Source organism: Vibrio sp. YQ_11 (assembly GCF_043103065.1).
Classification (GTDB): domain Bacteria; phylum Pseudomonadota; class Gammaproteobacteria; order Enterobacterales; family Vibrionaceae; genus Vibrio; species Vibrio parahaemolyticus.
This window is the reverse complement of the sequence record NZ_JBICJM010000048.1, coordinates 319,920-340,489: the sequence shown is the minus strand read 5'-3', so window position 1 is coordinate 340,489 and position 20,570 is coordinate 319,920. Positions and strand designations below refer to the sequence as shown.

Genomic DNA, 20,570 nt, shown 5'->3' with positions numbered 1-20,570 from the left:
AAACAAATGGTTAAATTGAGGTTGTATCTGAGGCCATCATCACAAAGAAACGGTGAAAGTGACAAAAATAAAACCATTAGCGACATCGTCAAAATGGGAATCGGTGTTCAATAGAGTGACGGAAACAAGAGGAAAGATTATGAACACGATTCAACCACTGCTCGATGAGTTTTGTCGTTTAAATGAATTACCACCGCTCATTTTAGAAGATGGAAATCGTTGTCAGCTTCTCGTTGATGATCGATTCGTGCTGTACTTCACCGCCACAGAAGATGACGCCTTAATGCTCTCTGTTACGTTTGGTGGCTTAGAAAAATCGGGAGAGTTGCGCGTAAGAGGCTTAGAGCTATTAGCCCGCGCAAATTACCAAAGAGTAGGCAGTGGCAACTTGGCGTTATCGCTCGCCCCGAATGGTCGACAACTTGTCTTAGCGGGTCGCCAACCTACCGAGCATCTTAACTCAGCCAATCTGACAGTTTGGTTCCACGAAATCATCGAACAGACCGAACTTTGGCAAGCGCGTTTTGCCATGTTGGATCAAGATCTTTCAGCCACTTCAAATCATGAACAAAGTCATGTTCAACCACTGCGTGTGTAGGAGGGAGTTATGGTGAATACAACGCAAAAAATCAGTCAAAGCCCAGTACCCGATTTGGAACAGTTTCGTGCCATTGCCGCGCAAAAAGATGACCGAGTAATCAGCAAAAGAGGCGAAGTCAAAGAGCCATCTACGTTCCATAAAGGCCACAAGTTTGCTTCTGTTAGCGAAGGCGTATTAAGAAAAAAATACACCAAGTTCTTCCAAGAAAACATCAAAACGCACCTCGACTTGAAGCAGGCACTGCTTAAGGAAGAAAAACCGGAAACCGCACTTTTGGCTTATTCATTAGTCAGTCCGTCAGGCTACCGAGGAGAACCGTTAACCGAACGAAAAATTTTGGAAGTGGTGAGCCTACTTGATGAAGTAAAAGTCGACGGTGACACCTATCAGCAGCTCAAAAATACGTTTGATTCGATCAGCAAAGATCCGCGTATGCAAGTCAGTTTGGAAAACCAGTATCCGAGGAAAATGGACGGTTTCGGCGCGCAGTTATTGGAAATGGGAAAAGAGAAGCTGAAAGGCTCGGGTGTTAACGCTGCCATCAATTTGGCGTTACCCGGCGTAGGCTTGCTCGTCGCCACAGGGCGTGAACTTCATAAAGCGTCCGTCAATGGCGATGCCGAAGCGTATCATCATCAACTCGAACAAATCTCGCAATTGCCGGGAAGAGATCAGCGCTTATCGATGCCAATGCAACAAACGTTAGCCATTGGTCACGCGATGTTGTCGGCTGAGGGCACAGTTGGTGCCACACTTGGTATGGCGACAGGCGGTTTGGGTACGTTTGGTGTAAGCTCTGTGGCGACGGCAGGGGTTACGCCGATAGCAAAAGAAGCCATTGGAACTGCTTTAGCCACTGGCATTATCAGCGGCGGGGGCTTTGTTGCTGGCCAAGCTGGAGCGTATGGCTTAAATAACGAAGTGCAAGACCGACTCAAACAAGGACCAATGTCTGGTGTGCTGCCACGTTTGGAAATTTCAAACGTGAAGGGCGATTTCACGTTTAGCATGCAGGAGCCGGCGGCAGTTCGCGCACTGATGGCGTATCTTGGCCCTAAAGAAGATACATCAATGAGCTCACCTCAAGCGCCAAAAGAAGCGCAAGAGATGGAAGCCGCACGTTTAACACTCAAGCAAATGCTTGGCTCAAGCCCGAGTGAACATCTCGTTCCAGATGTCGATCCACTGCTTAAACTGAGCGATGAAGATATGCCAAGTCAGACAGAGTCTACGGCGAACGGTGCATTTAAAAAGCTGTTAAGTGAAGATTGGGATTGGTTGATGCCTGCTGTCCGAGCAATGGATAAAGGTGAAGCGAGCAAAATCAACGAGAAGTTGACGTACAAGCTGCCTTTGGACGCCGCAAACGGACGTGTGTATCTCGATAAGAGCCCGAACTTAAGTGATGCCCAGCTTGACGCATTAGATAAACTCGGCTCACCAAGCCGGTTACGACTAATGTACTTAGCCGAAGGCTGGATTTAAAAGAAAAGGGAGCATTCGCTCCCTTTTTGCTGATTACATCGCAGCTGGAACAATGCCAGTTTAGCGTTCATAAAACTGTCCATTTGTTTTGTTGGCAATATGTTCGGACAGAGCGTCTGTATTTTCTGAGCGAGCGAAAACAACATATGCGTTGCACCGCCTTCAGCCTGTCCGCGAGGTGTTTAGTGGTCAGTAGCCTCAAACACATTGCGCTCCTTTAGACCATTTTCTTTGGCAAACTCTAGGCTTGGTAGAGGTAATTCATTGGCTCATAATTCACCGTTGCGAGCTTTTGCGATACGTAGCTCCGCTATTGCTCCTAATGTACCAGTATATTAAGAATTAGGTACGATCTGAGTTGCATTGAGGTCAGAGCGACGCACTTTGCCTTTTGAATAAAACTATCTTTGAGTACCATCAGATTCCAATGACGCCAGCCAACGGAGCACTTCTGCCGTGGCTTCAATTAATTCGCTTGGGATGTATTGGTCAACGTTGCCGTCGGCATAAAGCGCACGCGCCAATGGCACTTTTTGCATTACTGGCACGCCTTCTTCTTGTGCAATTGCAATCATGCGTTTAGCCATCGCATCGGTTTCCATCAGAGTGATCACAGGTAAAGGTGTTTCGCCTTTTTTGTAGTACAGACCAACCGCGATGTGAGTCGGGTTTGTTACTAATACGTTGGAGCGCTTAACGTTTTCGCGTTGATTAGAAGCTTGAAGTTCTTGATGAAGCTGACGGCGTTTACTTTTGATTTCCGGGCTGCCTTCCATCTCTTTGTACTCACGTTTCACTTCGTCCTTGCTCATTTTGAGCTTCTTCGTGTGGTCAAACTTCTGGTAGGCAAAATCTGCCGCAGCGATCACGACAAAACCAACCGATGAAATGATCATCAATTGTTTAATCATGACTCCCGTTACCGCAGGGACGCATTCTAATCCACAAGTTGGAATTTGCATTAAGGTGTTGATGTTGCCCCGCAACGTAACCCAAATGATGCAGGAAAGCAGAGACACCTTGAGTATCGACTTGATGAACTCAATGACGCTTTTTAGCGAGAAGATGCGCTTTGCGCCCTCGACAGGGTTTATTTTCTTAATGTCGGGCTTGATGGATTCGCCACTAAAAAGAAAACCAAACTGTCCCATGTTAGAAAAAATCGCGATAAGCGCTGCGACCAAAATAATTGGCGCGAGGAGGTAGGCCATCTCTTTGGCGATAGCGATGGCAACATCGATCAATGCGTCTTGAAAGCCTTGATATGCGAGTTCGCTTGGCAGCAAAAGTAGGGCAGAGATGTGCGACATGTAGTAATCGGCAAAGGCGAACAGCACGGCGATGAGTGCCAGAATTAACGCCGAAGAGACGATCTCTTGGCTCTTTGCGACTTGTCCCTTTTTGCGGGCGTCGCGGAGCTTTTTGGCGGTGGGTTGTTCGGTTTTTTCACCACTCATAGAACATCCTAACCTTTATTTCCAAATCGTGTTGAGCTGATCGCCAAAGCGAGTGATGCCATAAAATAGTGCTTCAAAGTGATCCATCATTAATCCGAGATAGACGATCAATAACACACTCGCGATGGCACTTTTGATGGGCATCGCCAAGAAGAAAACGTTGAGTTGCGGCGCAAAGCGGCTGATCAGCGCAAGGCCAAATTCGGCTAAGAACATCGCGAGCACAAGTGGCGCCGACATTAAGACACCAAGCCACATTAACTGTTGAAACTGATCATAGAAAAAGCTTACCCACGCGTCCGTGACCATCGGAAAAAAGCCGAGTATTGGCCAAGTGGTGTAGCTTTTAAACAGAGCGTAGATAAATGCAACAAAGCCACCGCCCGAGAAGAACAAGGTGATCAACGTTTGGGTGAGTAATACCGCCGTTGGGGTGGATTGAGAACCCAGCGTTGGGTTGAACATGCTCGCCATCGCCGCGCCGCGTTGGTTATCCACCAAAAAGCCAGTGGCTTCAATCGCCCAAAAAGGAATGGCTGCGACAAAGCCAATCAGCATACCCAGCAAGACTTCTTTGCCTAGAATCACAATCAACCAAAGGCCGTCAGTTTCGGCGGGCAATGCTTGCTCGTTTACGACGGGAAAAATAAACAACGCAAGTGAGCAAAGTACGCCGTTACGGATCATTGCACCGCCAAGCATCTGTTTGCTCAAAATAGGCAGAAAGATAAAGCACGCCATGAGCCTTGGCAGCGTCAAGCTATAAAGAAAAAAAGCTTGGTGTAAATCGTCGTAACTCATCGTATTTGTGGAATTTTATCCAGAGCGAGTGAGGCAAAAGCGTGCAGTTCTGCACCTAGCCACTGCGTTGTGATGAACAGGGTGATGATCACGGCAATGAGCTTCACGACAAACCCTAACGTTTGCTCTTGTACCTGAGTCAGTGCTTGGATCAGCGACACTAAGGTGCCGACTAATGCTGCGACTAAAATTGGTGGTAGCGACAAGAACAGAACCAAAGTGAGTGCTTGCGTTGTGAAATGGATGATTTCTGCAGGATTCATTCTCTTTCCTTCATCAACCGTAACTCAGCACTAAGCCGTGCGTGAGTTTTGTCCAGCCATCAAGCAAAACGAAAAGCAGTAACTTGAAGGGCAGAGAAATGGTCATTGGTGACACCATCATCATCCCCATTGCGAGCAGAATATTGGAAACAATCAAATCGATAGCGATAAACGGCAAGTAGAGTAGGAAGCCGATTTCAAAAGCCCGCGTTAACTCGCTGACCGTAAATGCAGGCAGCAACAGCAATAAGCTGTCGGATTCCAAACGGTCCACGTATTTTTGCGGCCACAGTGTGCGTGCTGCGTCGGTAAAAAATATCGCTTCGGTTTCACGAATGTGCTTTTTCAAAAACTCGCGATACGGCTGTAAACCACTTTCAATCAGGCCCTCAACGCTGGCAGAGTCTTCCAAAGAAATGTCGTGCTGTTTTACGTAATCGTACGTTTCAAAGCCAACCGGTGCCATGATGAAAATCGACAAAATGATCGCCAAGCCATACAGCGCCATATTCGGCGGAATCTGTTGTACGCCAAGCGCATTTCGCAGCAGCGAAAACACGACCGCGAGTTTCACAAATGAGGTCGCCATCATGGCGATAAACGGGATCAATGCCAGCAGCGCAAGGCTGACAATGAGGTTTAGCTCATCAGGTAACTGAATCATGCCGGCTCCTGAGTGCCGCCGAATAATTCAAGCACACGTACACCTAAATGATCGTTGACGTTTACCAGTTCACATTCACCAATGATTTTACCATTCGCGCGCAGTGTCACGGGCTTGGACACCGGTTGGTTGAGCTCGAAAACGTACCCAGGTTGCAGTTGGTTGAGTTGTTCCAGCGTGACGGTTTGGTGGCCGATGTCGAACGTGAGTTCCACAGGCAGTTGCTGGTGGTCTGTGAGTGTTTCGGATGTGTTTACGTCATTCATGTTGGTTTCTTTCTCAATGATGTAGAGGGTGTTGTCTTCAAGTTGACAACGCCACAGATTCTTATTGGATACCTGAACAATCGCTTGTTGCTGGGCGATGTAGCATTGGTCAAAAAAGATCACGTCTCCAAGCTCTAACGAATGAAATTGATTTAAGTCCAGGTGTGTTTTGCCAAGGCTTAGCCAGACAGGAAGGGCAATATGCTGAGTCAGTTGCGACGAGCATGGCGGCAGCGCATCAACTAAAACGCTTTGACCTTCACTTACCCACAAACAAAGTGATGCGCTTGGTTTGTTTAGCGTCAGCATTAAGGTATTGCGCTGCGTTTCGCTTTGTTCCAGCGGTTGTAATTTGCTGAGGATCGGTAACTGACCAAATAGGCGTTTGAACGCATCAGCATGAGGTTCAATCTGCGTACTGAGCAGAGCTAGCTGCAACGAGTTTGGGAGAGATTCAAACGCTGTCGCATTTAAAGTTGAGTGAAGCCATTGCTGCAGTTGCGCGGAACAAAAATCGACTTGAATGGTTTGTCCACCAACTAGAGTGGTCAAGCGGTAGCCAGAAAATTCCGGTTTTTGCGATGCGGTTATTGAGATGCTGTGCTCGTCACGCCCTTGAAAGTGGCATTGTTTAGCGCAGAGCTGATTGGTCAGCGCAATGCTCTCGGCATCGACTGTTGGGATGGTTAATTTCATTGATCCGCCTCGGGTTGCCATTCTTCATAAACGCTACGTTGTTGGCGTGATTGTTGTTGATCTTGCTGTGTGTGACCGTGTTGCGACGTCTGCTCGCTGATCGATACGCGCAACGGCTGTTCAAAACCCATGCGGTTTAAACGTTCTGCCAGATCTTGCCTTGCTTGTTGATTGATGATGGAAAGCGCATGCTCTTGTCGAATCGTCACGCTATAACCTTGCGAATCTAACTTGATGTGGATTTCGCCACCTTTGAGTTGACCCTCGCTTAGAAACAATCGTACTTCTTTCTCATTCGATGCCGTTGGTAGCGCCACGTACACTTTATCCACCAATTGTTGAATCAGTTGGTTGACTTCACGAGTTGGTTGAGTAGGTTGTGGGGTCGAGATGCCTTTCAAAATCACATCGCCTTGAGTAATCGGTGTCGTGACTGGTTGATGCGTCGGCTTGTCATTGCTTTTTTCTGAATCCAACATGGCTTTATCTAGCAATGTGCGCTCAGCCTTGTTCGCTTTGGGATGTTCATCATTCGGGAGTGGTGTTTTCAAATTGTGCGAATTAAAGCCAAGTGATGAGTCACCCTCATGCTTGTTTACTTCAGTTTTAGTTGCAGTTTTGTGCACAGCTGAAGTGACAGGATGAGAGGCGAGTGACGCAGAAGCCGCAGACGCAACGGTTGTTGATGCTACTGTTGACGCTAAAGCGTCGGATACCGTTTCCACTGTGTTCGGCTTCGTTCCTGCAGTAGGAATGTGCTTAGTATCTTTCGGCGACTGTGTCGATTCGTGTGGCTCTGCTGTTTTAGCAGTCGCAAGTTCGGTTTTAGAATCATCATGATCTTCGACTAAGCGTTCAAATGCGTCTTGCTCGTCAGCGTTTTTCTCACGCTCACTCGTAGATACCGTTGGTAGTTTCTTATCACCGGTAGTAGGAATTCGAATGTCAGATTTCATGTGTGCCTCCATATCGCTTGGCGTTTTGTCTTGGGTGTTCATAGCGATAGGTGACGACGTATCTGATTCGTTGTTTTTATTCTCTGTGACGGCGTCACAACTTTGAGCAAAAGCAGATTTCTCAGCAGTCTTACGCTGGTTGCTACCTGTCGAATGCAGTGACGCAAGAGAGCGCTCGGAGTAATTTTCAGTAAACGGTTTTTTAGCTTCTAAAGCCGCTTGATTATTGGTTTCATTTGGCTGTGGTTTGGTTTGGTCTGGGTTTTCCTTGAGCGCACGCTCAAAACGCGATTGAAGCATAGCATGATCGTCAATCGGCATTGGAGATTGTGGTGAATGAGGCTGCGTACTTGGGGTATCCGTACTTGGTTTAATGCGCATGATGAACCTTTAGATAATATCGACAGTGCGAAACTCTTCTTGCTCGAGTTCTTCTTGGTACTGTTGTTGGCGCGATTGTTCCGCGATTTCTTGTTGTTGCAACTGAACGAATTTTTCTTTGGTTTTATGGGCTTGAAGGGCCTCTTGTTGTTTTTGTTTTAGCAGAGTGCGCTCTTGTTCTAACGTCACTTTTACTTCTGCTACGCGCTGCTTGAGCTCGGCTTCCCGTTCTCTAAGTAGGGCGATTTCTTGTCTTAGCGTTTCCAGCTCTTTAAGAAGCACGGTTTGCTGTTTGGCTTTCGCGAAGCGGCGTTCTTCTTCTTCCTGACGCCAAACGTGATAGTCCGCTACCGAGCGTTCTGCTTTTTGCAGCTCTGCCGCCACGTTGGCAACTCGGTATTCTTGGCGTTGAACGGCTTTATCGGCGCGGTCTGCACGAATTTTCTTAATTTCTAATAATCGTTCGATCATTGACCTGCGATGCCTTTCAGTTGAGCGATAGCACCTTCAAGGTTGCTTGGCTCATGGGTACCTTGACGTAAAAAGGCGCGAATATCGTCACTTTGCGCGATTGCCAGATCGGCTCGCGGGTCAGCGCCATGTTGGTACTCGCCGATTTTGATAAGCAGCTCGACTTCTTCATATTTCGCCAACATTTCACGCAGATGTGCGGCAGAGGCTTGATGATTCGGCTCGACAATCTGGTTCATCACTCGGCTTGCAGAGCGGAGCACATCGATGGCCGGGTAGTGGTTCATCGCTGCCAATTTCCGCGAAAGGATAATGTGCCCATCCAGAATGGAGCGCGTTTCATCTGCGACAGGCTCGGTCATGTCGTCACCTTCGACCAATACGGTGTAGAGGGCAGTGATAGAGCCTTTGTCCGATTGGCCTGCGCGCTCCATTAGTTTTGGCAGCGCGGCAAAAACAGAAGGCGGATAACCGCGTCGAGTTGGTGGCTCACCAGCGGCAAGGCCAATTTCACGTTGGGCGCGCGCAAAACGCGTGACGGAGTCCATCAGCAGCAAAACGCGCTTGCCTTGATCTCGGAAATATTCGGCGATAGAAGTCGCAACGAACGCCGCTTTTGCGCGCTCCATGGCTGGTCTGTCGGATGTCGCTACGACCAGAACTGAACGCGCCATGCCTTCTTCGCCGAGGTCGTGTTCGATGAACTCGCGTACTTCTCGTCCACGTTCGCCAATCAGAGCCAGAACGGTTACGTCCACGTCCGCAGAGCGAATCAGCTTCGCCAGTAAGGTACTTTTACCGCCGCCAGCCGCAGCGAAAATGCCCATACGTTGGCCTTCACCACAAGTGAGCAAACCATCGATGGAGCGAACGCCAAGCGAAATCGGTTGTTCGATCAATTTACGCTGCATCGGTGGCGGGGCATCGCGATAAACGGGATACCAAGCACTTGGCTCTTGGCTTTGTGCACCATCGAAAGGGCGGCCCAGTCCGTCGAGGATTTTTCCCAGCAAGTGATCGCCGACACCGACTTCGTGCATTTTCCCCATCGGGCTCACCTCGGTATTAGATGAAATGCCAAACATGTTGCCAAGTGGGGTAAGCAGCGCGTGATGTTGTTGAAATCCGACGACTTCAGCCAGCAACGATAAGGTTTGATCGGGATTGCGCAGCTCACACAACTCTCCAACGCGTACGCCCGGCACCACAGCCTTGATGATGGTGCCGGTTACTTGTGTAACGCGTCCGCGAATTTGGATCAAACGCGTTTGTTTGATCGCAGATTGCTGAATATCGGTGATGTATGAGAAATCGTTCAATGTAAAAAATATGCGCAATGATTGATGCTGGGAGAATAGAAAGGATGGGGTGGTATTTATAGTGAATATTGGTCGGGAGTTTTTAGAAAACTGAAAACGCCCTAAAAAAACACGTCTGATTTTGACAGCCTGATAAAAACGCACTTCATATAATTCGCTTGTATTGTACGAAAGGAGTGCAAGTGAATGAGCATTATCAATAGTCAGATAGCAACCAACACCAAGTTTGATGCGTCGGTCCGAAATGGATTGGAATCGTCTCGTGTAGATAGCGCCGTAAAAGGCAGTTATCGAGGTGAGACCGTGCGCGTGCACAACGCCACTCAATCGCTTTTTGACGCGATGGAAGAGCTCACATCACTTGGCTCCGAAAAAGCAGAAAAAGATCTCACCAAACGCAAAATAAAAGACGGTGGCGTTCGTGTTAACGAAGCGCATGAGCTGGTTTCTGATTACCTCAGAAAGGTACCTGATCTAGAGAAAAACCAAAAAATCAAAGATCTTGCGGCCAAAATGGCGGGTGGCAACATTTCGACCATCGCTCAGCTTCAAGCGTATTTGAACGGGTTTTCGGAAGAGAAAAGCCACCAATACTTAGCTCTAAAAGCGGTGAAGAAATACTTATCGGCCAATCCGGAAAGCAAGCACTTATTGGCGCTGATTGACCAAGCGATCTTGAAAATCGAGCAAAACCCGGATTCTTGGTCGCAAATCGACACCGAAATCCGTGTTTCTCATTTCGCTGATGAGTTTAGCAAAGAGCAAGAGTTCAGCTCTCTGCACCAATTGCGCGGCTTTTACCGCGATACGGTACACAGCTATCAAGGGCTTGGCTCTGCATATCAGGATGTTGTCGAGCGTTTTGGTGAGCAAGAAGTCTCAACTGCGGTGGATTTCATGCTGCAAGGCATGAGCGCCGACCTTAGCGTTCAAGGCAGCAACATTGACTCCGTCAAATTGCAGCTGCTGATGTCCGACATGCAAAAACTCAAAACGTTAAACACCTTGCAAGATCAGGTAGGGCGGCTATTTCAAATGTTCAAACCAGAAAGGATGAGTCATGGCTTATCAGGCTTCTGATTTGATGGCAGACGTAATTGCTCTGGTCGAGCAACGTTGGGTTAGCAGTGAAGAGATTTGGAAGATCGCAACATCAATGGAGTTGGTGGCAATAGAACAGAAAATCGATTTTTTTCGAGAGCTGCACAAGTTGATACGACACATCCCCGTTGATGTATTTGCTGACGACGAACAGAGACAAAACCTAATACAAGCCGCACAAAAGGCGCTAGACGAAGCCATTGATTTAGAAGAAGAGGAAGCGTGGGACGATGAGTTGGATTGATGCATCAGTCGATGAGTTTTGCCGAGGAATGGGCTTAGATGCGGTGGATTTTTCTACCGCAGGACGTGTGCAGCTGAGCTTTGAGCAAAGCGGCATATTGCACATAGAAAAACATCATGATCGACTTTTCCTTATGTTGGCGCGTGCGTTGTCGTGGCATCAGTCGAGCGAGCGTATTCAGCATGCGCTGCGTTTGTGCCATGCCGAACAGGGTTGGCCATTTGAAATGAAAACCGGTTTGCTCGACGACGAAACCTTGGTGTTTTCCGCCAAAATTGAAGGCGATGAAGTGACGCTGCCGACACTCGAACAAGCGTTCGCGCTTTTAGTGCGTCTTCACGATGAAGTGGCAAGTTGATGACTCGAGTTAGTACGTTAAATGTCGGCATTGAAGCCTTTACTCACGTTTCCCATGGTGAAGTCGAAACGGATTTCCCCAAACGATTTCAGTTACTGCCGGATGGGCAAGCCGTCGCGACTCATTTGGAAAAACTGTATGACCTAAGACCGTCCGATCAATATTTGTTGGCGTTAGCGAAGCCAAAACTGAACCATTGTGAACTGCTTCGTCCAGAAAAGTACCGTCAGCAATTCGACAATACTTTAGCTCGTGTTCAGCAACTCGCACAGGAATCAGGCTCAGCGAACCTTGCTAAAGCCGCCGAAACGCTACAAAGCACACAACTGGACCAGCGTTACCTCACCATGGCGCTCAATCTTCTTATTCAGGTTTAACCCACATGCTAAGCACCAAAGATATTGAGCTGCTGCTGGTTCACGCTGCGCTTCAAGTTCAATACCAACAACCCGATCAAGCCATCGCGATACTAGACGCCGTTTTAGAACTCGAACCAGAACGCGAAGATGCGTTACACACGCTCGCGGTCGCGTGTTTGCAAACTGGCCGTTACACCCGCGCTGTTGCGATATGTGAAGGCTTACTGAAGTCGCAATCGCAGTCTGTGCAAGCGGCGGGAATTTGGTTTTGCTTGAGCCAAGCGCGCTGGAAACAAAATGACGTCGAGGGCGCACGCCAAGCGCATCGACGCTATCTGCAATCTTTACATAGTGAATCTCATGAATAAGTTGATCGATATTCTAAACAAGGTAGGGCAACGCAAAGACATCATGCTCGCAGTGATGTTGCTGGCGATCGTCTTTATGATGATTTTGCCTTTGCCAACCGCACTAGTGGATGTGCTGATCGGCGCAAACATGAGTATTGCTGTCGTGCTGCTGATGTTGGCGATTTACATCACTACGCCACTGGAGTTTTCGGCGTTTCCGGCAGTATTGCTGATCACGACGCTATTTCGTTTGTCGCTGTCTATCACCACGACACGTTTGATCCTGCTTCAAGGCGATGCGGGTCAAATCGTTTACACCTTTGGTAACTTCGTCGTTGGCGGCAACCTTGTCGTTGGTATCGTGGTCTTCCTGATCATCACTATTGTACAGTTTATGGTGATCACCAAAGGTTCGGAGCGTGTTGCTGAAGTTAGTGCTCGATTCTCTCTTGACGCCATGCCGGGCAAACAGATGAGTATTGACGGTGACATGCGCGCTGGAGTTATCGATGTTCACGAGGCGCGTCATCGCCGTTCTCTGATCGAGAAAGAGAGTCAAATGTACGGCTCGATGGACGGCGCAATGAAGTTCGTAAAAGGCGACTCCATTGCGGGCTTGGTGATCATCATCGTGAACATCTTGGGTGGCGTCACCATTGGCGTCACGCAAAAAGGCATGAGCGCGTCAGAGGCGCTTGAGCTGTTTGCGATTTTGACCGTAGGCGATGGCTTGGTATCACAGATTCCTGCGCTATTTATCGCGATCACCGCTGGTATTATCGTTACGCGTGTTTCCCACGAAGACTCGGCCGACTTGGGCTCCGACATTGGCGGGCAAGTCACGGCTCAGCCTCGTGCACTGCTGATTGGTGGTGTGCTGCTGGTCTTGTTCGCTCTGATCCCTGGTTTTCCGAAGATTACATTCCTAGTGCTGGCTTTGGTGGTCGGTGGCGGCGGTTTTTACCTCTTCTATCAACAGAAAAAGCAAACAGAATCTGAAAGCAGCGATCTGCCGAGCTTTGTCGCGCAGGGAGCGGGTTCTCCTGCCGCAAAACCCAATAAACCAACGTCGTCTCGTGGTAGCAAAGGCAAATTGGGCGAGCAAGAAGAGTTCGCGATGACAGTGCCACTGCTTATCGATCTGGATTCAAGCTTACAAGAAAGCCTAGAAGCCGTCGCACTGAACGACGAACTCGCCAGAGTAAGACGCGCGTTGTATCTCGACCTTGGCGTACCGTTTCCGGGAATTCACCTGCGTTTTAACGACGGGATGAAAAACGGCGAATACTTGATTCAGTTGCAAGAAGTGCCCGTTGCACGTGGTCGTATTGAGAAAGACAAATTGCTGGTCACAGAAGGAAGCGACCAGATTGAGTTGCTTGGTGTGCCGTTTGAGCAAGATGACGACTTCCTCCCGGGAGTCTCGAGTCTTTGGGTCGCACAAAGCTATCAAGAGAAGTTGACTGCGAGCCATGTCGGCTTCCTTACACCAGACCGTATTTTGACGTTCCATCTATCACACGTATTGAAAGAGTACGCGCAAGATTTTATTGGGATTCAAGAAACTCGCTACCTACTTGAGCAAATGGAAGGCAGTTATTCTGAATTGGTGAAAGAGGCGCAGCGCATCGTCCCGCTACAAAAAATGACGGAGATTTTGCAGCGTTTGGTGTCTGAGGACATTTCGATTCGTAACCTTCGCGTCATTTTAGAGGCCATGGTCGAGTGGGGACAAAAGGAAAAAGATGTTGTTCAGTTGACGGAATACATTCGTTCAAGCTTAAAGCGTTACATCTGTTACAAGTATGCGAGCGGTCAGAACATGTTGCCGGCGTACCTTCTGGACCAGAGCCTTGAAGACACGATTCGCAGCGGTATTCGACAAACCTCGGCGGGCAGCTACTTAGCGCTTGACCCTTCGGTTACGCAGCAATTTGTTAGCGATGTAAAACAGACCGTAGGCGATTTAAGCCGTATGCCGAACAAGCCTGTTCTGGTGGTTTCAATGGATGTACGTCGTTATGTTCGAAAGCTGATTGAATCCGAATATTACGATTTGCCCGTTCTGTCTTTTCAAGAACTCACTCAGCAGATCAACATTCAGCCACTTGGACGGGTAGGGATGTAATGAACGCAGCACTTGTACAATCGTTTGAACAAACGGGGATCGAAGTGACGCCGTACTTTTGGCAAAAAAGTGCGATTCAACTTGGTTATCGCATTGAAGTTGATGGCATGGAGCTGGTATTTCGTGTCGAACAAGGGGAAATCATTATTGTACTCCTCAAACGTGTGAGTCCGAATTTGGGGTTAAGTAACCCCTTTTCTTGCCTATTTCTTTTGGCTGAGCACGCCATCCCTCTTTTTCCTTCTGATTGGGTTATCCGCGGTAACGTTGATGTGTTGCGTGGTAGCAACATGAGTAGCCAACGCCTGGCTCAATTCTACTTACGCGCCTGTGGCGCTAGCCACGATCAACAAGCCGACTGGTATTTTTTGCGGCTTGCAGACTATCGCCCACTGAAAAAGAGAAAAATGTAAAAACTCTCGACTGTTACTGACAGCGCCAATGAGAAGACACGCTTTAAGATAGGAATCAATATGAAGCAACCCTTTACCCAAGCTATTGAAAATGCAGAGTTAGCCATTCGAAATGCGGATGAAAGAAATGACATTTTTAGTGAGTTATTAGAAGGACTCGGTGTTGGCCCCGTAGCCGGCGAAGTTCTGCTTGGTGGTTTAAACGCCTCGCCGAAGTTAATGCAACACGCCGAGCAAGAACTCATCGAAGAAGTTCAGCGCCGCAGGCAGCAACAGCATCAGTTGCAAGGCGTGCAGGGTAAAAGACGAAAGCGACCAACCATGATGCGCGGTATGGTGATCTAGAGGTTTGGATATGACGAATATGACAACAACGGGCTCAGCAACCGGAGCGGCAACCGCCGCCGCAAGCAGTACGCCACTGCCAACGTTTGGACAAAGCCTAACAGAGCAATTGACCCCAATTTTAGGTGATGCGGAAACTCAGCAGCTTGCTTCACTGATCGCACATTTACCAACCATTAAAGGTCAAACTGACGAACAGAGCATCGCACTTTACGTCGATACGCTGACTCAACTGAAAGAGAAAAACAGTGCATTTTCGGGTGCTGCGCTCAGCGAAAGCGCATCTATTTGGATGAGGTCGCTACAAGGCGCGAGTTCAAACGGTGAAGTGGACGCCGCCGAGCTTACGACGCAGATGAACAATGCATTGGCAAGTCAGTTCCAAACTTGGTTTGCCGACCAGCTTACGGACAAAGTGGATTCGTCATTGCCGACTCAGTTTGTGAGTCAATTTCAGCTTGGAAACGAAAGTACGCAAGCGCAGCAGATTGCAAAGTTAAGCGCTGAAGAGCTGAAATCAGCGACTGGGGATATTGCCTCATTTGTTGATGATTTGGCGCGTCAAATGAGTTCTAGCGTGGTTCGTGAGAGCGCATCTTCGTTCCTTCGCAATGCGTTTGCTCATTTGCCATCGGTGAACCTGGCCCAGCTCAAAGCATCTGATTTTCTGTTAACCGAAGCGAATTTTGTTACGAACGTCTCGACGCAATTGCAGAACGCTTTTAACCAGATTGGTATCACTTTAACTAAAGATGACGCGGACCAATTAGCGAAAAGAATCACGTGGACGCCAGGCATTTCTAAACAGCAGCTTAGTGAAGCGTTAAGCGAAATGGCGACGCAAGTGAAAGGTCAGTTTACTGCGGCTTACGGTGAAACCGCTGGGACTGAAAATTTACGAAAAGCGTTAGATGCCATCATCAAAAGCTCGGATTCTTTGACGCTTTCAAGCTTGTTTGCGAATTTTGCTGTAAGTCTGATTCACACCGAAATCGATGCTTTTTACAACGATAAAGCGATTGTCGATATCCAAAAAACGCAAATCTCTGCGGATCAGGTTGAGCTGATAAAAAACAATACAGAAAGAGACATCCGTTTCCAGTTTGAAAAAATGCTGAAGGGTGAGTCGACAGGCGCCTCGTTTATCGAACGTTACGAAACATTACGCAAGAACTTAGGTGCGTTGAAAGATCGTCTACTCAATATCACCGAGCAAGAGAAAAAGGATCTTGAGGTTCGCGCAGAGCACTCTTTGACGGCTCGCGATTTGTTGGCTGTTGTTGAGTCCAGTATTGGTGATCGTTTTGATGAGCAAGTGCTGTTTGCATTAAACGAGCGTCGCGTGAATCGCTTAGAAAAACGCGATCAGCAAAAGGTAGAGTTAGAAGAGCTTACCACGAGGCTAAAAATATTTGGTCAAGTTCAGTCTTTTATGAGCACTAAATTAAGTGAAGAAGTTGATTCTGGTATTTCGTTAGTAGGCGGAACTGTTTCGTCAGGAGGCGAAACATGGCATACGGGACATTATCGTCCACAAGATGTCAGGTTTACGTATAAAGATTTTGGTTATGATGATCAAAGTTCTTTTGAGAATGGTAAAGAATTTAAATACTTAGAGGCCCACTTAAGCCCTAATATTGATCCAAAATCGGGTGAAAAATTTTTCACACACAAACAATTCATAGTAGACGAAGGTATTGCGGTTACAAACGACTCTTATTGGAAAGATGACGACCTTGATCGTTTAGGAAACTTTGCTACTTCAGTATCAGATAAGTCGAAGCTTCTCAATGATGATGTCCAGTTAAAAACCACCGAGCTAAACGACACCAGCTCGCAATACAACTCGACCGTTGAAGCGATGAACAAGTTTGTTCAGAAGTACCACAGTATTTTACAAGAAATCCTACGAGCCATTTAAGGATAACCAACCATGACTAAAACAAACGCGACCGATCCATCTCAAATGCAAGCAGAAGAGCTGCTGTCTTTTCTGGAAGAGGGAGGCACGCTGAAAATGTTGCACGATGTATCGGCAGATACCATCGAACACATTTACGCGGTCGGCTACAACTTCTTCCAATCAGGAAAGATTGAACAAGCCGCCAAAGTTTTCCAACTGCTTAGCATGCTGGATCATTATCAGGCGCGATTTTTCATTGGCCTTGGTGCTGCTCGTCAGGAACTGGGTGAGTATCTGCAGGCGATTGATGCCTACAGCTACGCAGCGCTCGTGGACATTAACGATCCACGCCCACCTTTTCACTCTGCAGAATGTCACCTGAAATTGGAACAACTGACGGAAGCAGAGAGTGGGTTTTACAGCGCGAAGGAGATGTCTGCCGGTAAATCACAATATGCAGACTTGCATCAACGTGCAGGCATCATGTTAGAAGCGGTGAGAAACAAAAGGAGTAATTAGACTATGAGTTCTATTGCACTTGACCGCACTCAGACGCAGGTTTACATCCCTGAGTCTGGCCAAACTACGTTAGAGAACGTACAGAAAACGGCGTCTACTGCGACGTCTTCTGTAACGGTTGAAAACGTAAAGAGTAGAGATGCTGAAACTCTGAACACAGGTAGAGTGAAAGTTCAGCTAGATGCCCCAAATGCTACCGTGAGCGATAAAGTGACAGACTTGACGCTAAAAGCCATGGCTCAACTGCAAAAGATCGTCGATACCATCGCCAAAGCGCTACATGCTGTTGCCGATCAGACGGGTTCGATCGCAGTTAAAATCATCGCAGGTTCTGCAGACGATTTTGAAGTGGAGCTTGCGGCGATTACAGACAAACTGAAAAGTGCTCAGAACGAGCTGAAAATTCAGGAAGTGAAAGTCGCAAAAGCCAAACATGAACAAGAAATGGCAGAGAACCAAGAGAAAATCAAGGAATCAGAAGCCGCTGCGAAAGAGGCTCAGAAATCGGGCTTAGCGGCGAAGATCTTTGGTTGGATCAGCGCGGTTGTCTCCATTGTGGTAGGTGCCATCATGGTTGCTACTGGCGTTGGCGCGGTAGCTGGCGCGCTTATGATCGCCGGTGGTGTCATGGGTGCAGTCAGCATGGCACTGCAAGAACCAGCCGTTCAAGACGCGCTAAAAGAAGCGGGTGTGAATGTCGATGTGTTGAACAAAGTGGTGATGGCATTAGAAATTGCTGTCGCTGTCATCGGTGCAATCGTGACCTTTGGTGGCGCGGCGGCTGGTGGTATCGCGAAACTTGCCGCGAAAAGTGCCAGCAAAATTGCGCAGAAAGTGACAGATATTGCCACTAAAGCTGCAGCCAATATGGCAAAAGTTGCGGACATGGGTTCTAAAGCTGCAACAACCACAGCCAAAGCGATTCGCTACGGCGCTGAAACGGTTGACCTTACGGTTAACATAGGTAAGGGCGCAACGGACAGCGTTCACGCTGCCAACAATGCGAACGTTACGGAAATACAAGCCGATATCACGGATCTCCGCGCCAAAATGACGTTGAGTCAGGCGGTCATCGACAAGCTAAAAGAAGAAATTGGCAAGTTGATGGAAGATTTCCAAGAGCTGATGAGCATCATCATGCAAATGATTCAAGCGAAAAGTGAAACCATGCAAACGGTGTTAAGCCGTCCTGCAACGGTTTAAGGAGCGGAAGTATGTTGGATAAAATTGGTGGAACGGGTCGCGGTGAACTGTATGGTTTGGGCGACACTATCAAAACAACCAAAGCAGAAAAAACACCAGAAACCAAATTGGAAGCGGGTGCAGTAAAAAGCAACGGTGAGTCAAACGTTTCTGGTGCAGGTCGCTATCAATTAGATGGGCCGAAAGCTCCTGCGATCAGTAATCAAGCACAAGTGGTTGCGAACCTGATGGGTGAGCTTGCACCAACGATTGATCTACTGATGAGCACTACCGCGAAAGTGCTGAACGGTGAAGAAGTGATCAAATCACCTTCGGAAGCGGTTTCTCAATCGCTGTCTTTGTTGACGCTGCTTTACCAAGTGTCGAAGCTAAGCCGTGAACAGCAAGTGCTTCAACGTGAAATTGCGGTTGAAGCCAACGTTGCGAGTTTGCAAAGCCAAGCGGCAGAGCTGAACAACTCTGCTAGCGCGATGATCGCGATGGCGGTTGTATCTGGTGTGTTAGCGGGTGCTACAGCAATTATCGGTGCGCTTGGTTCGTTCAAAGCGGGTAAAGAAATTAAGACCGAGATGGCAAGCAACACCGTGCTGAAAACGCAAAAGGCGGGCTTCGATCAAGTTGAAGAGTTGATGAACAACGGTAACTTCTCAAAAACTCAACAAGATCAAGTAAAACGCGCACATTCGCTAGCGAAAGACAGCATTGCAGACACCACGGCTCAATTGACTAGCGGCGGTCGCAAGTTCGATAAACTGATGAGCTCAAACCAAGCGAAGAACGCGATTCTTCAAGCTCTTGGACAGATGGCAAACTCAGCATCGAACGTTGAACAAACTAAAGCGCAAGCTCGCAGCAAGGACGATGAAGTGCAAGCGACGCGTGCTCAAGCAGCGAAGCAAAAAGCAGATGAGAACATCGGCTTCCAAGAAGGGTTGCTTAAAGAGTTGCGTGAGCTGTTCCGTTCTATCTCTGATAGTCAGAACCAAGCGTGGCGCGCATCTATCCCGACAGTGTAATTGCGGTTTCATTTTAGTACTGACAAAGCGTTGTTTATACAACGCTTTTTTTGTGTTTAAAACGATAGAATAAAAAATACTCTTTATATATCAGATTATTATGTGGTTTTGTAAATCATTCTCTAATCGGGTGTGAGAAGTAAAGTTCAAGGATGAGAACTCAAACGTTATCAAATTGTTAACGCTTGCTATACTTAAACCGTCATAAACAAAGGAAAAGGACGTTCAATGTTTAAGTTTAAGCACATCGCGCTAGCTGCGTCACTTGCAGCGTTGACTGCCGGCTATTCTGTTGCCGCCGAAGAGACTTTCGTCACCATAGGTACGGGTGGTGTCACAGGTGTTTACTATCCCACGGGTGGGGCTATCTGTCGCTTGGTGAATAAATCTCGAGCAGAGCACGGCATTCGTTGTTCGGTCGAAAGTACGGGCGGTTCGATATACAACATCAACACCATTCGCGCAGGCGAGTTAGATTTGGGTATTGCGCAATCAGATTGGCAATATCACGCGTATAACGGCACCAGTCAGTTTGCTGAAAATGGTCCGTTTAAAGAGCTGCGCGCGGTATTTTCTGTTCACCCAGAACCGTTTACGGTGGTTGCTCGTCAAGATTCAAATATCAAAACGTTTGATGATTTAAAGGGTAAAAGAGTCAACATTGGTAATCCTGGCTCTGGTCAGCGAGGCACTATGGAAGTGTTGATGAAGGAATATGGTTGGAGCAACGATGATTTCAAACTGGTTTCGGAATTGAAAGCGGCAGAACAATCGAAAGCGCTTTGTGATAATAAAATCGACGCAATGGTTTACACCGTTGGTCACCCAAGTGGTGCGATTAAAGAAGCAACCACATCGTGCGACAGTAACATCGTGACAGTCGCTGGCCCAAAAGTGGATAAGCTTATCGCCGACAACAGTTTTTACCGTGTTGCTACCGTGCCTGGCGGCATGTATCGCGGCTCGGATAACGATGTGATGACATTCGGTGTTGGTGCGACGTTTGTTTCATCTACTGCCGTACCTGAAGAGGTGGTGTATAACGTCGTGAAGGCTGTGTTTGAAAACTTCGATGATTTCCGTCGTCTTCATCCTGCGTTTGCGAATTTGAAGAAAGAAGAAATGGTAAAAGATGGTTTGTCTGCGCCACTTCATCCCGGTGCACTTAAATACTACAAAGAAGTTGGATTGATTAAGTAAGTGGTACTCCGTCTTAAAACGGTTTTCTAAACTCACTTTTTCACGTTATTTACTAAACTTCTTTTTAGAAA

23 protein-coding genes are annotated in these 20,570 nt (G+C 47.7%); 15 read left to right on the top strand and 8 right to left on the bottom strand.

Going from position 1 to position 20,570, the window contains the following annotated elements; all coding sequences use genetic code 11:
* The first annotated feature begins 139 nt into the window (after window positions 1-139).
* Both vecA and vopQ read left to right on the top strand, forming a co-directional pair.
* Entirely contained in the window at window positions 140-598 is a 459-nt protein-coding gene (gene vecA / locus ACF8EG_RS19940) for a CesT family type III secretion system chaperone VecA (RefSeq protein WP_025506149.1), read from the top strand.
* 9 nt (window positions 599-607) lie between these two features.
* Window positions 608-2,086: a type III secretion system effector VopQ gene (vopQ, locus tag ACF8EG_RS19935; RefSeq protein WP_069505406.1), complete on the top strand. Its 1,479-nt coding sequence runs from the start codon at window positions 608-610 to the stop codon at window positions 2,084-2,086.
* 401 nt (window positions 2,087-2,487) lie between these two features.
* On the opposite strand, the gene vscU is transcribed toward vopQ, so the two are convergent.
* Genes vscU through vscN form a run of 8 tightly spaced genes read right to left on the bottom strand, consistent with a single transcriptional unit; the run spans window position 2,488 to window position 9,360 of the window.
* Window positions 2,488-3,543, bottom strand: a complete 1,056-nt coding sequence (gene vscU / locus ACF8EG_RS19930; RefSeq protein ID WP_069505408.1) for a SctU family type III secretion system export apparatus subunit VscU — start codon at window positions 3,541-3,543, stop codon at window positions 2,488-2,490.
* A 15-nt stretch (window positions 3,544-3,558) separates the two neighbouring features.
* A complete protein-coding gene (vscT, locus tag ACF8EG_RS19925; RefSeq protein WP_053047298.1) occupies window positions 3,559-4,344 on the bottom strand; it encodes a SctT family type III secretion system export apparatus subunit VscT in 786 nt (261 codons plus the stop codon).
* Window positions 4,341-4,607: a SctS family type III secretion system export apparatus subunit VscS gene (gene vscS, locus ACF8EG_RS19920; protein ID WP_005464497.1), complete on the bottom strand. Its 267-nt coding sequence runs from the start codon at window positions 4,605-4,607 to the stop codon at window positions 4,341-4,343. Before vscS ends, vscT begins: the two co-directional genes overlap by 4 nt.
* A gap of 13 nt (window positions 4,608-4,620) precedes the next feature.
* Complete coding sequence (gene vscR / locus ACF8EG_RS19915) at window positions 4,621-5,271, bottom strand: SctR family type III secretion system export apparatus subunit VscR (protein WP_005377232.1); 651 nt, start codon at window positions 5,269-5,271, stop codon at window positions 4,621-4,623.
* Complete coding sequence (gene vscQ, locus ACF8EG_RS19910; protein ID WP_011105899.1) at window positions 5,268-6,254, bottom strand: SctQ family type III secretion system cytoplasmic ring protein VscQ; 987 nt, start codon at window positions 6,252-6,254, stop codon at window positions 5,268-5,270. The genes vscR and vscQ overlap by 4 nt, the downstream gene beginning before the upstream one ends.
* A complete protein-coding gene (locus ACF8EG_RS19905) occupies window positions 6,230-7,570 on the bottom strand; it encodes a type III secretion system needle length determinant (RefSeq protein WP_069505410.1) in 1,341 nt (446 codons plus the stop codon). The genes vscQ and ACF8EG_RS19905 overlap by 25 nt, the downstream gene beginning before the upstream one ends.
* A gap of 9 nt (window positions 7,571-7,579) precedes the next feature.
* On the bottom strand, window positions 7,580-8,041 hold the full coding sequence (vscO, locus tag ACF8EG_RS19900) for a type III secretion system central stalk protein VscO (RefSeq protein WP_005464592.1): 462 nt from the start codon (window positions 8,039-8,041) through the stop codon (window positions 7,580-7,582).
* Window positions 8,038-9,360, bottom strand: coding sequence for a SctN family type III secretion system ATPase VscN (gene vscN / locus ACF8EG_RS19895; protein ID WP_069505411.1), 1,323 nt, complete (start codon window positions 9,358-9,360; stop codon window positions 8,038-8,040). Before vscN ends, vscO begins: the two co-directional genes overlap by 4 nt.
* Before the next feature lie 186 nt (window positions 9,361-9,546).
* On the opposite strand from vscN, the gene vopN reads away from it, so the two are divergent.
* The 13 genes from vopN to ACF8EG_RS19830 all read left to right on the top strand — a co-directional run bounded on the left by vopN (window position 9,547) and on the right by ACF8EG_RS19830 (window position 20,499).
* On the top strand, window positions 9,547-10,440 hold the full coding sequence (gene vopN, locus ACF8EG_RS19890; RefSeq protein WP_025527160.1) for a SctW family type III secretion system gatekeeper subunit VopN: 894 nt from the start codon (window positions 9,547-9,549) through the stop codon (window positions 10,438-10,440).
* Window positions 10,421-10,705 carry a TyeA family type III secretion system gatekeeper subunit gene (locus tag ACF8EG_RS19885; protein WP_005464474.1) on the top strand — a complete coding sequence of 95 codons (285 nt, stop codon included), beginning with the start codon at window positions 10,421-10,423 and terminating at the stop codon, window positions 10,703-10,705. Before vopN ends, ACF8EG_RS19885 begins: the two co-directional genes overlap by 20 nt.
* Window positions 10,692-11,063 (top strand): type III secretion chaperone SycN, encoded by a 372-nt coding sequence (gene sycN / locus ACF8EG_RS19880; protein ID WP_069505413.1) that lies wholly within the window; start codon window positions 10,692-10,694, stop codon window positions 11,061-11,063. The genes ACF8EG_RS19885 and sycN overlap by 14 nt, the downstream gene beginning before the upstream one ends.
* Entirely contained in the window at window positions 11,063-11,440 is a 378-nt protein-coding gene (vscX, locus tag ACF8EG_RS19875) for a type III secretion system protein VscX (protein WP_005500522.1), read from the top strand. The genes sycN and vscX overlap by 1 nt, the downstream gene beginning before the upstream one ends.
* 5 nt (window positions 11,441-11,445) lie before the next feature.
* Window positions 11,446-11,790, top strand: coding sequence for a type III secretion system chaperone VscY (vscY, locus tag ACF8EG_RS19870; protein ID WP_021822202.1), 345 nt, complete (start codon window positions 11,446-11,448; stop codon window positions 11,788-11,790).
* Complete coding sequence (gene vcrD, locus ACF8EG_RS19865) at window positions 11,774-13,900, top strand: SctV family type III secretion system export apparatus subunit VcrD (RefSeq protein ID WP_079858866.1); 2,127 nt, start codon at window positions 11,774-11,776, stop codon at window positions 13,898-13,900. Before vscY ends, vcrD begins: the two co-directional genes overlap by 17 nt.
* Entirely contained in the window at window positions 13,900-14,313 is a 414-nt protein-coding gene (vcrR, locus tag ACF8EG_RS19860; protein WP_024703743.1) for an LcrR family type III secretion system chaperone VcrR, read from the top strand. Before vcrD ends, vcrR begins: the two co-directional genes overlap by 1 nt.
* Window positions 14,314-14,373: 60 nt before the next feature.
* Window positions 14,374-14,658 (top strand): LcrG family type III secretion system chaperone VcrG, encoded by a 285-nt coding sequence (vcrG, locus tag ACF8EG_RS19855; RefSeq protein WP_005464408.1) that lies wholly within the window; start codon window positions 14,374-14,376, stop codon window positions 14,656-14,658.
* Window positions 14,659-14,662: 4 nt separating this feature from the next.
* A complete protein-coding gene (locus tag ACF8EG_RS19850) occupies window positions 14,663-16,579 on the top strand; it encodes a virulence-associated V antigen (RefSeq protein WP_079858867.1) in 1,917 nt (638 codons plus the stop codon).
* A 12-nt stretch (window positions 16,580-16,591) separates the two neighbouring features.
* Complete coding sequence (gene vcrH, locus ACF8EG_RS19845) at window positions 16,592-17,080, top strand: SycD/LcrH family type III secretion system chaperone VcrH (RefSeq protein WP_005464462.1); 489 nt, start codon at window positions 16,592-16,594, stop codon at window positions 17,078-17,080.
* A gap of 3 nt (window positions 17,081-17,083) precedes the next feature.
* A complete protein-coding gene (gene vopB, locus ACF8EG_RS19840; RefSeq protein ID WP_069505419.1) occupies window positions 17,084-18,283 on the top strand; it encodes a type III secretion system translocon subunit VopB in 1,200 nt (399 codons plus the stop codon).
* 11 nt (window positions 18,284-18,294) lie between these two features.
* Window positions 18,295-19,299, top strand: a complete 1,005-nt coding sequence (gene vopD, locus ACF8EG_RS19835) for a type III secretion system translocon subunit VopD (protein WP_069505421.1) — start codon at window positions 18,295-18,297, stop codon at window positions 19,297-19,299.
* A 228-nt stretch (window positions 19,300-19,527) separates the two neighbouring features.
* The gene (locus ACF8EG_RS19830) at window positions 19,528-20,499 is read left to right on the top strand and encodes a TAXI family TRAP transporter solute-binding subunit (RefSeq protein ID WP_005464586.1); all 972 of its coding nucleotides are present in this window, start codon (window positions 19,528-19,530) and stop codon (window positions 20,497-20,499) included.
* Window positions 20,500-20,570 lie beyond the last annotated feature (71 nt).